Annotated in this window: 19 protein-coding genes; 4 read left to right on the top strand and 15 right to left on the bottom strand. The window is 62.5% G+C overall.

What is annotated here, in order from left to right; translation table 11 throughout:
* Positions 1-77: 77 nt before the first annotated feature.
* The 10 genes from N2A98_RS08760 to ccmA form a co-directional block, all read right to left on the bottom strand.
* Positions 78-473: a hypothetical protein gene (locus N2A98_RS08760; protein ID WP_275623273.1), complete on the bottom strand. Its 396-nt coding sequence runs from the start codon at positions 471-473 to the stop codon at positions 78-80.
* Positions 474-489: 16 nt separating this feature from the next.
* Positions 490-1,680 (bottom strand): c-type cytochrome biogenesis protein CcmI, encoded by a 1,191-nt coding sequence (ccmI, locus tag N2A98_RS08755; RefSeq protein WP_032892671.1) that lies wholly within the window; start codon positions 1,678-1,680, stop codon positions 490-492.
* A complete protein-coding gene (locus tag N2A98_RS08750) occupies positions 1,673-2,146 on the bottom strand; it encodes a cytochrome c-type biogenesis protein (protein WP_044267505.1) in 474 nt (157 codons plus the stop codon). Before N2A98_RS08750 ends, ccmI begins: the two co-directional genes overlap by 8 nt.
* Positions 2,143-2,679, bottom strand: a complete 537-nt coding sequence (locus N2A98_RS08745; RefSeq protein ID WP_032892673.1) for a DsbE family thiol:disulfide interchange protein — start codon at positions 2,677-2,679, stop codon at positions 2,143-2,145. The genes N2A98_RS08750 and N2A98_RS08745 overlap by 4 nt, the downstream gene beginning before the upstream one ends.
* Positions 2,676-4,664, bottom strand: a complete 1,989-nt coding sequence (locus N2A98_RS08740; RefSeq protein WP_032892675.1) for a heme lyase CcmF/NrfE family subunit — start codon at positions 4,662-4,664, stop codon at positions 2,676-2,678. Before N2A98_RS08740 ends, N2A98_RS08745 begins: the two co-directional genes overlap by 4 nt.
* A 3-nt stretch (positions 4,665-4,667) precedes the next feature.
* Entirely contained in the window at positions 4,668-5,126 is a 459-nt protein-coding gene (gene ccmE / locus N2A98_RS08735) for a cytochrome c maturation protein CcmE (protein ID WP_032892677.1), read from the bottom strand.
* Positions 5,123-5,299 (bottom strand): heme exporter protein CcmD, encoded by a 177-nt coding sequence (gene ccmD, locus N2A98_RS08730; protein WP_003172771.1) that lies wholly within the window; start codon positions 5,297-5,299, stop codon positions 5,123-5,125. Before ccmD ends, ccmE begins: the two co-directional genes overlap by 4 nt.
* Complete coding sequence (locus N2A98_RS08725; RefSeq protein ID WP_003189953.1) at positions 5,296-6,051, bottom strand: heme ABC transporter permease; 756 nt, start codon at positions 6,049-6,051, stop codon at positions 5,296-5,298. Before N2A98_RS08725 ends, ccmD begins: the two co-directional genes overlap by 4 nt.
* A gap of 87 nt (positions 6,052-6,138) precedes the next feature.
* Entirely contained in the window at positions 6,139-6,807 is a 669-nt protein-coding gene (gene ccmB / locus N2A98_RS08720; protein WP_003189951.1) for a heme exporter protein CcmB, read from the bottom strand.
* Positions 6,804-7,439 (bottom strand): cytochrome c biogenesis heme-transporting ATPase CcmA, encoded by a 636-nt coding sequence (gene ccmA, locus N2A98_RS08715; protein ID WP_044267495.1) that lies wholly within the window; start codon positions 7,437-7,439, stop codon positions 6,804-6,806. Before ccmA ends, ccmB begins: the two co-directional genes overlap by 4 nt.
* A 200-nt stretch (positions 7,440-7,639) precedes the next feature.
* Between ccmA and N2A98_RS08710 the strand changes: the two genes are divergently transcribed.
* Entirely contained in the window at positions 7,640-9,217 is a 1,578-nt protein-coding gene (locus N2A98_RS08710) for a flagellar hook-length control protein FliK (RefSeq protein WP_047710409.1), read from the top strand.
* On the top strand, positions 9,214-9,543 hold the full coding sequence (locus N2A98_RS08705; protein WP_044267490.1) for an EscU/YscU/HrcU family type III secretion system export apparatus switch protein: 330 nt from the start codon (positions 9,214-9,216) through the stop codon (positions 9,541-9,543). Before N2A98_RS08710 ends, N2A98_RS08705 begins: the two co-directional genes overlap by 4 nt.
* Positions 9,544-10,556: 1,013 nt before the next feature.
* Here the strand turns inward: N2A98_RS08705 and glp are convergent.
* Positions 10,557-11,783, bottom strand: coding sequence for a gephyrin-like molybdotransferase Glp (gene glp, locus N2A98_RS08700; RefSeq protein ID WP_275623272.1), 1,227 nt, complete (start codon positions 11,781-11,783; stop codon positions 10,557-10,559).
* Positions 11,767-12,306: a molybdenum cofactor biosynthesis protein B gene (gene moaB / locus N2A98_RS08695; protein ID WP_032892684.1), complete on the bottom strand. Its 540-nt coding sequence runs from the start codon at positions 12,304-12,306 to the stop codon at positions 11,767-11,769. Before moaB ends, glp begins: the two co-directional genes overlap by 17 nt.
* 76 nt (positions 12,307-12,382) lie before the next feature.
* Here moaB and mobA point away from each other — a divergent pair, with 76 nt between their 5' ends.
* On the top strand, positions 12,383-12,985 hold the full coding sequence (gene mobA, locus N2A98_RS08690) for a molybdenum cofactor guanylyltransferase MobA (RefSeq protein WP_275623271.1): 603 nt from the start codon (positions 12,383-12,385) through the stop codon (positions 12,983-12,985).
* A gap of 79 nt (positions 12,986-13,064) precedes the next feature.
* Positions 13,065-13,286, top strand: a complete 222-nt coding sequence (locus N2A98_RS08685) for a YgdI/YgdR family lipoprotein (protein ID WP_003189935.1) — start codon at positions 13,065-13,067, stop codon at positions 13,284-13,286.
* A 55-nt stretch (positions 13,287-13,341) separates the two neighbouring features.
* On the opposite strand, the gene N2A98_RS08680 is transcribed toward N2A98_RS08685, so the two are convergent.
* The 3 genes from N2A98_RS08680 to N2A98_RS08670 all read right to left on the bottom strand — a co-directional run bounded on the left by N2A98_RS08680 (position 13,342) and on the right by N2A98_RS08670 (position 14,948).
* Entirely contained in the window at positions 13,342-14,232 is an 891-nt protein-coding gene (locus tag N2A98_RS08680) for a pseudouridine synthase (protein ID WP_275623270.1), read from the bottom strand.
* Positions 14,233-14,301: 69 nt separating this feature from the next.
* Positions 14,302-14,637, bottom strand: a complete 336-nt coding sequence (locus tag N2A98_RS08675; RefSeq protein WP_003189932.1) for a hypothetical protein — start codon at positions 14,635-14,637, stop codon at positions 14,302-14,304.
* 74 nt (positions 14,638-14,711) lie between these two features.
* Entirely contained in the window at positions 14,712-14,948 is a 237-nt protein-coding gene (locus N2A98_RS08670; protein ID WP_003189931.1) for a glutaredoxin family protein, read from the bottom strand.
* Positions 14,949-15,091: the final 143 nt, after the last annotated feature.

Genomic DNA, 15,091 nt, shown 5'->3' with positions numbered 1-15,091 from the left:
TTAATGGCTTAGCCCTGCCATGATCGACACAGTGCATTTGAAAGCCATGAAAAAGGCGACCCTCAGGTCGCCTTTCCTCATTGCGCGTACTGCTTGCTCAACCCCGGCGGCACGCCTTGCACGTTGGTTTCTTCCCATGGCCCATTGGGGCTGATGGAGCGGCTCCAGCCGTTGCTCCAGCGGTAGTAGGTGCGCTGGCGGTAGAAGGTGTCAGGCTGATCGTCCAGCACGTACACCTGCATCTTGCCGTCCCAGTGGCTGGCGGCGCCCGGCGGTGGGGCGAAGGTCGACGATTTGCTTGGCAGGGGCTTTGGCGGCGGCGTCACAGGGCCCGAAGGTTTGGTGTTCGGCTGGGTCGAGGGGCCCGACGGTGGAATAGTCGGGCCGGTCGGCGCCGCAGGTGGGCGGTGGACCGCACAGGCGCTTAGGCCGAGTACCAGGCTGAGCAGGGTGATGCGTGCATATGCGGTCATGGGCGTGTCCTCAGAATTACTGGTCCGGAGTGTCGATGGTCAATTGCTGCAGCGCAGTGGTGCTGCTGGCCAACGGTTGGCTGCGGCCGATCCATTCGCCAGTGGTCGGTTGGCCGGCCCGGGATATGCGCGCAACCAGTTGGACTTCGGGGAAGTTGGACAGTTTCAACTGCGGCATCATCGCGTCGGCATCGCCCAGTTCGACGGTAACGGGCAATGCGTCGACGGTCACACGCTTGGCCGCCAAGGGCGCCGGCGGGCCGTTAACGGCGCGGGCGAAGATGAACACGCTGTCGCCTGGCAGGGCCTTGGCTTTGACCTCGGCGGATAGGTCCACACGCACTTTCAGCAGCGCCTTGGGCGCCTGTACGACGCTGCCACCGCTCTCCTTGAGCTTCTCTGCCGCACGATCAATCCCGCCTTGCAAGGCGACGCGGGAGTTGTCCTCTGGCGGCAATTGCGCGAGCAGGCGGTTCCAGTAGTCGATGGCTTCCTGATAACGCTGGCCCTCAAAGGCGGCGATACCCAGCAGGCCGAGACTGGTGACTTCCTTGGGGTCGAGCTTCAAGGCTTCGTCGGTCAGCGCCTGAACCTTTGGCGACCATTGTTTGTTGTCGGCAAAGTACTGCGCCTGGGCCCATTGGCCGAGCAGTTCCGGTTGGCGCCCGGCCAATGCAACCGTACGTTCAAAGACTTTGGCGGCATCGGCGGCACGGTCCTGGGCCATATAGGCGCGACCGAGGAAGTACAAACCTTCTGCCGAATCCGGTTGTGCAGCGGCGGCACGTTCCAGACGGCGGGTCATGTCGGCCATGGACACCGGTGGCTGGGAAAACTCTCGGGTCAGTTCGACCTTGTCGCTCGCGCCATAATGCAGGTACAGCGCAACGCCCAGCACAGGCACCAGAAACGCCGCCAAAAACGGCAGTGGTTTGCCCAACCGCGATTCACGGGGTTTTTCCACGCCTTCGGTGTCGGCCAGCAACTCACGGGCCGCTTCGGCGCGGCCCGTGTCAAGTTGCGCGGTATTCAACACACCTTCGTCCTGCTGCGCTTGCAGCTCAGCGACGCGTTCCTGGTACAGCGCCACGTTCAACGCGGTGCGATCCTCTTCGCGCTGGGCACGACGGCCACGCAACACAGGGATCAACAGGAAACTCAGGGCAATCAGTAGCAGCAAACCGGCTGCGAGCCAGAAATCAATCATCAGTCTTGGTGTCCAGCAATTGGTCGAGGCGTTTGCGCTCTTCAGGGGACAGCGCATCGGCGCCATCAATCGGTGCGACGCGGCGACGGCGCACGATCACGGCCATCACCACCACGCCAGCCAGCAACAGCCCGGCCGGGCCGAACCACAGCAGCGCAGTCTTGCCGGTGAGCGCCGGTTTGTAGCGCACGAAGTCACCGTAGCGGTCGACCATGAAATCGATGATCTGCTGGTCGTCCTTGCCCTCCCCCAGCATGCGGAAAATCTCTCGGCGCAAGTCGGTGGCGATCGGGGCGTTGGAGTCGGCGATGTCCTGGTTCTGGCATTTGGGGCAGCGCAGTTCCTTGGTCAGGTCGCGAAAACGCTCGCGCTCGGCGTCGTTGGCAAATTCATAGGTGTCGATGGCGGCGTGGGCCACGCCAGCCAGGCTCAGGGCTAAAACAGCTGCGGTCAACCAACGCTTCATGGCTTGGCCTCATCGACCAGGGCCTGGTACTTGGCGGCCAGTTGCTCGCGCCACACGGTTTCGTCGATCACGCCGACGTACTTGTCGCGGATCACACCTTTGGCGTCGATGAAGAAGGTTTCCGGCGCGCCGTACACGCCGAGGTTCAACCCCAGGTTGCCGTCTTCGTCGCGGATATCCAACTGGTACGGGTTATGAAATTCCGCCAGCCACTTCAAGGCCGCCGCATTGTCGTCCTTGTAGTTGATGCCGTAGATCACCACGCCTTTCTCGGCCAGTTTGTTCAACACAGGGTGTTCGACGCGGCAAGAGATGCACCAGGTGGCCCACACGTTGACCAGCGCCGGCTTGCCCTGCAAGTCGGCCTGGGTGAGGGTCTTGTCACCCTGCACCGTTGGCAGGTTGAAGGCAGGGAACGGCTTGCCGATCATCGCCGAAGGCAGCTCGGCCGGGTCCAAGTACAACCCGCGATACAAAAACACCGCCACCAGCAAAAACAACGCCAGCGGCACAACCATCAACCAACGCTTCATACCGCAGCTCCCGAAAGGCCCAGCGCTTCACGCACTCGGCTCTTGACCTTGACCCGATAGCGCCGGTCCAACGCCGCGAGCAACCCACCGAACCCGGTGAGCAACCCGCCGAACCAGATCCAGCGCACGAAGGGTTTGACATGCACGCGCACGGCCCAGGCGCCGTCGCCCAGGGGTTCACCGAGGGCCACATACAGGTCACGGGTGAAACCGGCGTCGATGCCAGCCTCGGTCATCATCGAACTCTGCACGGTATACAGGCGTTTTTCCGGGTGCAGCACGGCGATTTCCTTGCCATTGCGCACCACGCGCACAGTACCTTTGTCGGAGGTGAAGTTCGGCCCTTCGAAGTGCTTGGCACCTTCGAAGATGAAGTGGTAACCGGCCAGGTCCATGGACTCGCCCGGCGCCAGGCGCAGGTCGCGCTCGGCGCTGTTCTGGCTGGACAGCACCACCCCAAGGGCGCACACCGCGATACCAATGTGGGCGATCTGCATGCCCCAGTAGCTGCGGGTCAGGGTGGGCAGGCCCTTGAGCAAACCCTTGTGGCGCGTCTTGTCGACGATATCCCGCGCCCCCGCCAGCAACACCCAGGCCGCCAGCAGGAACGTGGCGAGTACCGCCCAATTGAAGTCGCCGTAGGCAAACCCGGCGATCACCGCCAGGGCCACGCTGCCGAGCAGCACCGGCATCAGCATGCCTGCCAGCCATTTCACCGGGGTGTCTTTCCAGCGCACCAGCACGCCAACCGCCATCACCACCATCAACAGGCCCATCAGCGGGATGAACAACGCATTGAAGTACGGCGGCCCCACGGACAACTTGGCGCCGCTGAGGGCATCCAACACCAGCGGGTAGAGGGTGCCGAGCAGGATCATCGACGCGGCCACCACCAGCACCAGGTTATTGCCCAGCAACAGCGTTTCCCGCGACCACAGGTTGAAACCGACCTGGCTCTTGACCACCGGCGCGCGCAGGGCAAACAGGGTGAGCGAACCGCCGACGACAAACAGCAGGAAGATCAGGATGAACACGCCGCGCTCGGGGTCCGAGGCAAACGCATGCACCGAGGTCAGCACGCCCGAGCGCACCAGGAAGGTACCGAGCAGGCTGAGGGAAAACGCCGCGATGGCGAGCAGTACCGTCCAGCTCTTGAACACGCCACGTTTTTCGGTAACGGCCAGGGAGTGAATCAGCGCGGTGCCCACCAGCCACGGCATGAAGGAGGCGTTTTCCACCGGGTCCCAGAACCACCAGCCGCCCCAGCCGAGTTCGTAGTAGGCCCACCAAGAGCCCAGGGTGATACCGATACCGAGGAAGGCCCAGGCGACGATGGTCCATGGCCGTGACCAGCGCGCCCAGGCGGCGTCGAGACGCCCGCCGAGCAACGCGGCGATGGCGAACGCGAAGGCCACGGAAAAGCCCACATAGCCCATGTAGAGCATCGGCGGGTGCACGATCAGGCCGATATCCTGCAGCAACGGGTTGAGGTCGTGACCGTCCACCGGGATCTGCGGCAGGATGCGGGTGAACGGGTTGGAGGTCATGATCAAAAACAGCAGGAAACCGATGCTGATCATGCCCATCACCGCCAGCACCCGCGCCAGCATCACTTGCGGCAATTGGCGCGAGAACACCGAGACGGCGAAGGTCCAGCCGCCGAGGATCAAGGCCCACAGCAGCAATGAACCTTCGTGGGCGCCCCACACGGCGCTGAACTTGTAGTACCAGGGCAAGGCGCTGTTGGAGTTGTTGGCGACGTAGGCGACGGAAAAATCGTCGGTCATGAAGGCGTAGGTCAGGCAACCAAAGGCGAACAGCAAAAAGGCGAACTGGCCCCAGGCGGCCGGCTGCGCCAGGCTCATCCACAGGCGATCGCCGCGCCAGGCACCCAGCAAGGGCACCACGGCCTGGACCACCGCAAAGCACAGCGCGAGGATCATCGCCAACTGGCCCAACTCAGGAATAAACAGTGCGGACGTCATGGCTTAGCCCTCCTTGGCTGGGGCGGCGGGCGCGGTTTGGCCGCTGTCTTTCAAGGCTTTGGTGACCTCGGGCGGCATGTATTTTTCATCGTGCTTGGCCAACACTTCGTCAGCCACTACCACGCCGTCGGCGTTGAGCTTGCCCAGAGCGACAATGCCCTGGCCTTCGCGGAACAGGTCCGGGAGGATGCCGCGATAAGTGATGGTCACGGCCTTGTTGAAGTCGGTGACCACGAAGGTGACGTCCAACGAATCGCCGGAACGCTTCAACGAGCCCTGCTCCACCATGCCGCCGGCGCGGATGCGCGTATCGACCGGCGCTTCGCCATTGGCGATCTGGGTGGGCGTGTAGAACAGGTTGATGTTCTGCTGCAGGGCGCTCAGGGCCAGGGTCACGGCAATGCCGACGCCGGCCAGGATGGCAAGGATGATCAACAGACGCTTTCTACGCAGCGGATTCACTTTTCAGTCTCCCGGCGCAGACGTCGCGCCTCTTGTTGCAGGTAACGCTTGCGGGCCAGGATCGGCGCGGCGACGTTGAGGGCCAGTACCGCCAGGCAGATGCCATAGGCCGTCCAGACATACAGGCCGTGGTGGCCCATGGCGAGAAAATCACTGAAAGAAGCAAAACTCATCCGCGTGCTCCCAGGCAGTTTTGCACTTCGGCTTTGACCCAACTGGTACGGGCTTCACGCTTGAGCACTTCAAGGCGCATGCGCAGCAGCAATACGGCACCGAAGAAACAGTAGAAACCCAGCACCATCAGCAGCAACGGCGCCCACATTTCCACGGGCATCGCCGGTTTTTCGGTGAGGGTGAAGGTGGCGCCCTGGTGCAGGGTGTTCCACCACTCCACCGAGTACTTGATGATCGGGATGTTGATCACGCCGACAATCGCCAGCACCGCGCAGGCCTTGGCGGCGCTGTCGCGGTTGCTGATGGCGTTGCCCAAGGCGATCAGGCCGAAATACAGGAACAGCAGGATCAGCATCGAGGTCAGGCGCGCATCCCACACCCACCACGAACCCCAGGTCGGTTTGCCCCAGATTGCACCGGTCACCAGCGCCACGGCGGTCATCCACGCACCGATGGGCGCGGCGCATTGCAGGGCCACATCGGCCAGCTTCATCTTCCAGACCAGGCCGACGATGCCGCACACCGCCAGCATCACATAGCAGGACTGGGCCAGCATCGCGGCAGGCACGTGGATATAGATGATGCGAAAGCTGTTGCCTTGCTGATAGTCCGGCGGCGCAAAGGCCAGGCCCCAGACCAGGCCGATGCCGATCAGCAGGATGGCGGCGATACTCAACCACGGCAGCAGCTTGCCACTGATGCCATAAAACCATTTGGGCGAGCCGAGCTTGTGAAACCAGGTCCAGTTCATTGCTGTTTCCATCACGGTGCTTTTCGTCGTGGCGAAAAGCTCAGGGTCTTTACTGACTCCGCGTCGTTAACGCCGGGTCAGACCTCATTATTCACCGACGCTGATTTTCAGGCCGGCGGCTATAGCAAAAGGTGTCAGGGTTACCGCCAGGGCGGTCAGGCTGCCAAGCCACAAGAGGTAACCGGTCGCCGGCATGCCCATGAGCGCGGCTTGCAACGCGCCACTGCCCAGGATCAACACCGGGATATACAAAGGCAGAATCAACAGGGCCAGCAACAGCCCGCCACGCTTCAAGCCGACCGTCAACGCTGCGCCCACCGCCCCCAACAGGCTGAGCACCGGCGTGCCGAGTAACAAGGACAGGAGTAGCACCGGCAGGCATTCAACGGGCAACCCGAGCATCATGGCAAGCAGTGGCGAGAGCAAGACTAGCGCCAAGCCGGAAAAAGCCCAGTGTGCCAGCACCTTGGCCAGTACCAGAAGTGGTAAAGGGTGCGACGAAAGGACCCACTGTTCCAGGGAACCGTCTTCGAAATCACTGCGAAACAGCCCGTCCAGCGAGAGCAGGACCGATAAAAGCGCGGCGACCCATACCAGTCCTGGGGACAAGGTTTGCAACAGTTTAGTCTCCGGGCCGACCGCCAGCGGAAACAGCGCGATCACGATGGCAAAGAACACCAGCGGGTTGGCCAGTTCGGCGGGGCGACGGCACAACAGCCGTGCCTCGCGGGCCACCAACAAGGCGAACACACTCATAGCGACCACCGCCCCAGGTCCAGCTCACGGTAGCCGACAGGCATGCGCGCCAAGGTGTGGTGGGTGGTGAGCACCACCAGGCCGCCTTGTTCGCAGTGCTGGGCCAGGTGCGCTTCGAGTTGAGCCACGCCTTGTTTGTCGAGGGCCGTGAAAGGTTCGTCGAGAATCCACAGCGGCGGGCCGGGCAAGTACAAGCGGGCCAGGGCCACACGGCGCTGCTGGCCGGCGGACAGGGTATGGCAGGGAACGTCTTCAAAGCCCTTGAGGCCTACCGCGGCCAGGGCCTGCCAGATGGCGTCACGGGAAGCAGGATGATGCAGGGCGCTGAGCCAACTGAGGTTTTCTTCAGCGGTGAGTACGTCCTTGATGCCGGCGGCGTGGCCGATCCAGATCAGGTTGCGCGCCAGTTCGCTACGTTGTTCGTTCAACGGCTTGCCGTTGAGACGCACCACGCCGGCCGTGGGCTGCATCAGCCCGGCCAGCAGGCGCAGCAGGCTGGTCTTGCCGCTGCCATTGGGGCCACTGACTTGCACCATGTCGCCACCCGAAAGCCGCAGGTCGAGTTGCTCGAACAGCAGGCGCAGGTCGCGTTCACAGGCAAGCGCTACGGCTTCAAGAAGAGGGCTGGTCAAAAGATCGCGGGCCTTTACGGTTCAAGTCGGCGGTGCAGCGGCCGTTATAGAGAGATGCACAATAACGGCTTTGGCGACCGATTTTAGAGAGCTGGATCAAATAGTTGTGAGGTTTTTACCGCTCTCTTTGCAGACGGGCGGCATTATACATGCGATGCCCTACTCTAAAGAGGGCAATTTCCCCAGAGACCACGCGCACGATGACCGGTGAGATCAACCTTCCTCCACTGCCGCCCACCTCAGCCCCCGGACCCGCGCCGCTGCCGGCTGCCGGCGAGCTGCTCAAGCTGCTGGAACCGCAGGCCGGGTTGATCGGCCCGGGGAAAACCGTGAACGCCGAGGTCATCGCGCTTAAACAAGGCGGCGAGGCCTTTCAACTGCTGCTCAAGTTGACCCTCGAAGGCGGTCGCCAGACCCTGGTGCAGGCCAGCAGTGCCCAGCCCTTGCCCCTGGGCAGCAATGTGGCGGTGAGCCAGACGCCTGCGGGCAATCTGGCCATCACCTTGCAGCAAGCCATGAGCGCCAACGTGGCCGCCCTCACACGCCTCGACACCACGCAAATGCCGGTGGGCACGCTGCTGCAAGCCAAGGTGCTGACCACGCAGATGCTGCCCCAGGGCACGGCGCAACCGGCAATCTATCGCTCGCTGGTGAGCGTGCTCAATAACGCCCTGGCCGGTGCCACCCTGGCGTTGGAAAGCCCTCAGCCGCTGAGGGTGGGCAGCTTGCTCAGTGCCGTGGTGCAGAACGCGCAAACCCTGAACTTCGTACCGCTGAGCGGCTTGAAAGACCAACTGGCCGTGGCGCAACAACTCGCCACTCAGCAAAGTCGCCAAGGCTCGCTGGACGCGGTGTTTACCGCCTTGCAAAACCTGCCCCGTGGCGACAGCACATCGGCCGAGCTGCGGGCCGCCGCCGAGCGATTATTGGCGGCCTTGCCCGATCTGGCACAGGTCAGCAACCCCAAGGTGCTGGCCCAGGTGGTGCAGAACAGCGGCGCCTTTCTGGAAGCCAAATTGCTTGCCGGCCAGAACCCGCAAATCCCACCGTTGGACATGAAAGGCGCGCTGTTGCGCCTGGTCGCAGACCTGCTGCCTGCCCTGCCCGCCAGCACCAACCTGAATGCGATCCTCGCCGCCAATACCCTGGCCCAGGTGTTGCCACACTTTGTGCGCAGCCCGTTGAACACCCTCGGCCAGGTCGGCGCCCGGCAGATACCCGCCGGCTTCCCGCTGCCCGAGCGGCTGATGGCAAAACTGGAAGGTGAAGGCGACCTGGAAAACCTGCTGCGCCTGGCTGCCGGGGCGATCTCGCGCTTGCAGAGCCATCAACTGTCGAGCCTGGAACAGACCGGCACCACCGCCGACGGCCGCCTGCAAACGACCTGGCAGTTGGAAATCCCCCTGCGCACTCTGCAAGACATCGTGCCGTTGCAGGTCAAGTTTCAACGCGAGGAGCCCGCGCCAGACAAGGACCAAACCGAGCGCAAAGATAAAAAAGACCCTAAGCAAATGCTCTGGCGCGTCGAACTGGCCTTCGACATGGAGCCGCTGGGCCCCTTGCAGGTTCAGGCGCAGTTGTCCCAGGGCAAACTGTCCAGCCAACTGTGGGCCAGCCGCCCGTTCACCGCCAGCCTGATCGAAAGCCACTTGGGCAGCCTGCGCGAGCGCCTGGTGTCATCCGGGCTCAACGTCGGCGACCTGGATTGCCACCTGGGCACCCCGCCACGCGGGCCAAAAACCGGACTGGAGCAACGCTGGGTGGATGAAACCGCATGAAAAACGCCGCCCCACCCCGCCAAGCCATCGCCCTCAAGTACGACGGCCAACAGGCCCCCACCCTGACGGCCAAAGGCGACGACGCCCTGGCCGAAGCCATCCTCAAATTGGCACGGGAAAACGAAGTCCCCATCTATGAAAACCCCGAGCTGGTGAAACTGCTGGCGCGCATGGAACTGGGCGACAGCATTCCGCAAGAGCTGTACCGCACCATTGCCGAAATCATTGCATTTGCCTGGACATTGAAGGGCAAGTTCCCGGTGGGCTACGACCCGGATGCGGGACCGGTGGAGCGGGACGTCACTGAACAGGGTGACGATTACTGATTGCTCATGAGCTCCATACACATCCAACTGTGGGAGCTGGCTTGCCTGCGATGGTGGCCTGCCAGCCGAAGCCTATCTACCTGACACCCCGCGATCCAACTGTGGGAGCGGGCTTGCTCGCGAAGGCGGCCTGGCAGGCGACGCAGTTGGATTGGGTACATATCCATTGCTGCGGTAACGGCCACTTAGGGTTCCGCCTGACGGCGGGTCACTTTGGAAAAGAGCCCCAAAGTAACCAAAGGGCTCTTGCCCCACCACTCGGCACCTCGCTTAGGCTCGGTGTGCCCGAACACAGGCTTGAATCCGTGGGCCGCCGCCACGCGCCATCCATGGCGCGGGGCGGCTAACCCGGCGTCCTGCCGGGTTACCCACGAATTCAAGCCTGCGTTCGGCCAGCGTGGTTTAACGGGGCGCCTGAGATCAAAAGCAGATCAAGATCAAGAGCGACTCGCTTCGCATCGTAGTTACCGTTGATCGCTATGTCGTTGTATCAGGAACAACTGAACCGCCGCTATCGCAGCATAGGTATCTACACAACTGTGCAGTTCGCCGCAGCCACCGGTAACCACGATGCGAAGCGAGCCGCTCTTGATCTTGATCTTAGGCGCCCCGTTAAACCACGCTGGCCGGAATTCGACAGGGATTTGGGGGGTAAACCGGCAGGGATGCCGGTTTAGCCGCCCCGCGCCATGGATGGCGCGTGGCGGCGGCCCCCCAAATCACTGGCGGATTGCGGGCACACCGAGCCTAAGCGAGGTGCCGAGTGGTGGGGCAAGAGCCCTTTTGGTTACTTTTGGGGCTCTTTTCCAAAAGTGACCCGCTGTCAGAGCGGAACCCTAAGTGGCCGTTACCGCAGCAATGGATATGTACCCAATCCAACTGCGTCGCCTGCCAGGCCGCCTTCGCGAGCAAGCCCGCTCCCACAGTTGGATCGTTGGGGTGTCAGGTAGATATTGGTCGGCTGTGAGGGCGTCATCGCAGGCAAGCCAGCTCCCACATTTTTTAGCGCGCGGTCAGCTCAGGACTTCGCTCAAGGGAATGAAATTGACCCGGTCGCCAATGGCCAACGTGGACCCTTCCATCACCTCCACAAAACCCTCAGCCCATGCCGCACTGCGCAGCACCCCGGAGCTTTGGTTGCGGTAGATGATCGCCTTGCCCTGTTCGATCCGCCCACGCAGGTACTCGCGACGGTTGCCAGGCTTGGGCCAGACAAACCCTGCCGGCACTTCGAAGCGCAGCGGCTGCACCTCCAGCACACCTTGACGGCGCAGCAGATAAGGGCGCGCCAACAGCGCAAAGGTCACCAGGGTCGAGGCCGGGTTGCCCGGCAAACCGATCACCGGCACACCACGAAAATGCCCGAAGGTCAGCGGCTTGCCCGGCTTGATCGCCAGCTTCCACAACGCCAGCTCTCCCTCTTCGCGCAAGGCAATGCCGAGGAAGTCCGCCTCGCCCACCGACACACCGCCGGTCGAGAGGATCAGGTCAACGCTGCCCAGCCCCGCCAGGCGCGTGCGCGTCTGTTCCAGATCATCCGGCAAAATCCCGGCATCGATCACTTCACAGCCCATGCGCACCAGCCAACTGCACAGCACGCGGCGGTTGCTGTTGTAGATCTGCCCCAGGCCGAGCGGCAGCCCTGGCTCGATCAGTTCATCGCCGGTCGACAACACGGCCACGCGCACGCGCCGCACCACCTCAAGTCGATCACGCCCAAGGGACGCGGCCAAACCCAGCTCGATGGGCCCCAGGCGGGTGCCGGCACTGAGTACGGTCTCGCCGACGGTGGTTTCCTGGCCCTGGGGACGGATGTTGTCGCCCCTCTGCAACGGCTCGGTGAAACTCACGCGCTGGTCGGCATGCACCACGGCGTTTTCCTGCATCTGCACGCAGTCCGCACCCTGGGGCACCGGCGCGCCGGTAAAGATGCGTGCGCAGGTGCCAGCGGCCAACGGCTCAGGTGCAGTGCCGGCGAAAATACGCTGGCTCACCACCAAGGGTTCGCCCGTCCAGTCCGCCAGGCGCACGGCATAGCCGTCCATGGCACTGTTGGGCCACGGCGGCAGGTCGAGTGTGGAGATCAGGTCCTGGGCCAATACCCGGCCATCACACTCAGCCAGGGGCAGCACTTGCTGCTCGCGGATCGGCGCGGCGGCAGCCATGTCGAGTAAACGCTGCAAAGCTGCTTCCACCGGCATCAGGGCGCCGGTCTTGCCGGGCTTATCCACGGGATTCACAAGGTTCGGCCTGCTTCAGATGCGGGACGAAATTGCACGGGCGGTGACGGTTATCCAACTGCTCGGCGAGGATGCCGTCCCAACCGGTGCGCACGGCATTGGTGGAGCCTGGCAGGCAGCACACCAGGGTGCCATTGGCCAACCCCGCCAAGGCGCGCGATTGCACGGTGGAGGTGCCGATATCGGCCACGGATATCTGGCGGAACAGCTCGCCAAAACCATCGACCTGCTTGTCGAGCAGGCAGCTCACTGCTTCAGGCGTGCTGTCGCGGCCGGTGAAGCCGGTGCCGCCGGTAATCAGCACCACTTGAACCACGTCTTCGGCGATCCAGTGGGCCACCTGGGCGCGGATCTTGTAGAGGTCGTCCTTGAGCAGCACGCGCTCGGCCAGGTGGTGGCCGGCGGCGGTGAGGCGGTCGACAAAGACCTGGCCGGAGGTGTCAGTCTCCAGGGTGCGGGTGTCGCTGACGGTCAATACAGCAATATTGAGGGGTACGAAGGGCGCATCGGCCTTGGCTTTCATGGCACGGTCCGGTTGTCGAAGGAACAGCCCGATGTTATATCACAGGCCCCTGTTTACCTGCCGCAGCGCAACCACCATGAGCTTTGAATTTTCCTCCCTGCCGTGTTCGATCCTGTTGCTGGCCGGAGGTCGCGGCCACCGCATGGGCGGCCAGGACAAAGGCCTGCTGGAATGGCAAGGCCAGCCCTTGATCGCCCACCTGCACCAGCTGGCGCGGCCGCTCACCGATGACCTGATCATCTCGTGCAACCGCAACCATGAACGCTACGCACCCTATGCCGACCAACAGGTGAGCGATGACAGCCCGGACTTCCCCGGCCCGCTGGCCGGTATCCGCGCAGGACTCTTCGCCGCACGCCATGCGCATCTGCTGATCTTGCCTTGCGATGTGCCGCAGATCGATGCGCGGTTGCTGGCCGACCTGCGTGCGACCTCACGACGCAACCCGCAGCTACCGGTGATGGTGCGCCAGGGGGAATACTGGGAACCCTTGCTGTGCATCATCCCCACTGGCCTGAAAAACCAGGTGGAACAGGCGTGGCAAGCGGGTGAACGCAGCCCGCGCAAGCTCTGGCTGCAACTGGGCGCGGTGGCCCTGCAATGCCCGGCCAATGACCCGCGCCTGGCCAATCTTAATACGCCCGAGCTGTTGCACCCCGGGGCTGGCATGTCAGAATGAAGCCTGCACAAGGAACTTTGCCGGCGTCCCGTACGTCACAAGGTCAGCAATTTAAAAGTATTCTCTCGGAGACAAACTCATGACTCAACGGACCATCGCCGCTCTCATGCTTGCACTGGGCCTCGCTACCCTCGCCGGTTGCGCTTCGCCAACAGTGATCACCCTGAATGACGGTCGCGAAATCCAGGCCGTCGACACCCCGAAGTACGATGAAGATTCGGGCTTCTACGAATTCGAACAACTGGACGGCAAGCACACCCGTATCAACAAAGATCAGGTTCGCACCGTTAAAGACCTGTAAGCCTTAGCGCTTGCACACAAGGCCCGCCTCGCGCGGGCCTTGTTGTTCCTGGGGTTTACCAGTCCAGGGTGATCTGGCTGCGGAAGCTGCGCTCCTGGCCGCTCACCGGGTCGATAAAGCGCACGCCCTGGGCCAACAGCTTGAGTGGCTTGGCGTAATCGTCCTCGGCATCCTTGATCACTTCGGGGTAGAACGGGTCATTGCAGATGCTTGCCCCCAGCGCCGTCATATGCACGCGCAGCTGGTGCTTCTTGCCGGTCACCGGGAACAGGCCGTAGCGCCATAGATCACCATTTTTCTCGCGCACCTCTACCGCCGTCTCGGTGTTGCTGGCGCCCGGCCCTTCCTGCATGCGAAAGAAAGGTTCGCCATCCACCAGGCGGCTTTTGTGCACCAACGGGAAAGTAAGGTGCGGCAAGGCCGGGGCGATGGCTTCGTAGAATTTGTCGATACGCCGCGTGGGAAACAGTTGCTGGTAGGCCGAACGACTGTTCGGGTTGGCGGAGAACAGCACCAACCCCGCCGTATGCCGGTCGATACGGTGCAGAGGCACCAGGGCCGGATTGTCCAGGCGCCGGATCAAGCGTCGCAACAAAGTGTGCTCGACATACTCGCCAGCGGGTGTCACTGGCAGGAAATGCGGTTTGTCCGCTACCACCAGGTGCTCATCGGCGTACAGGATGTTTTCCTGCACCGGGATCACTTTTTCGTTGAGCACTTCGCGAAAGTAATAGATGCACAGGCCTTCCTTGTAGCCCAGGCCCAGGCTGATCGGGCTGCCGTTGACATCCAGCACCCGGCCTCGGGCAATGCGGTCCTGCCACTGTTCACGGCCAATGGCCGGGAAATGTGCGCACAGGCAGTCGAGCACCGTCACCCAGGAGCCCGGCGGCAAGTACAGGGTGCTGGCTTGGTGCTGGGAGGGGGAAAAACCGGAAGTGGACATGCCGACACTCGAAGCCTGGAAAACAGGCGGGCATTATCGCCCATGACGCGCGATTGCCTAGGGCCTATCTCAGGCCTTGGCCAGTTGAGCCCGCAGCACCGGCGAGGCGCTCGCCGCCTCGGTGAATTCCTTGAGCCAGCGCAGCACGTCTACCGCTTCCCAACGGCCCGGGTCATACAGCGCGTAGAGCAAGCCCTGATAACCCACCACATCCAGCTGCTTGTGATAACCGGCGCGCTGGAACAGCGCCTCGATTTCCGCAAAGCAGGTGTTGAAATGCACTTTGTTAAACGGTGTCTTGCCTTCCGTGACCAGGCCATCGAGGCGCAGCTCGTTCACCGCGTCGCGCACCACATCGGCGGACATGCGATTGACGCTGCTTTTAAGTTGTTCAACATTCACCACGGGCGTTCCCTCTATTCAATCGCTGTACGAATATACAGTAACTGAATATTTGAAAAGCCGCCATCGCATAAATCTCAGCGCAGGAAGGCAACCACCTGATCGGTGTCGAACGGCCAGTCCAGTTCCGCCCCGGTGTCCATGCGGCGAAGCACCGGAATTCGCAGGCCGTAGACGTCTGTCAGGTCCTGGGGATCGGTGATATCCACCAACTCCACCAACAGCCCGTGTTCGACGAGCGGCATGATTTCGGCTTCGGCGATCTCACACAGATGGCAACCCAGGGTGCCGAACAGCTGGCATTCAGGAAGCATGATGAAGGACTCAGGTCACAAAACGAACCTCCATTCTAAGCCCAACAATCCCCTTGTAGGAGCGAGCTTGCTCGCGAAAAACTCCGGTGCGCCGCGTTCCTTCAGGAACCCCGCGTCAGCGTTGACGTTTTTCGCGAGCAAGC

The sequence above is a fragment of the Pseudomonas sp. FJ2-5-13 genome, assembly GCF_029201605.1.
GTDB lineage: Bacteria > Pseudomonadota > Gammaproteobacteria > Pseudomonadales > Pseudomonadaceae > Aquipseudomonas > Aquipseudomonas lactis.
This window is presented reverse-complemented; position numbering and strand designations above follow the sequence as displayed.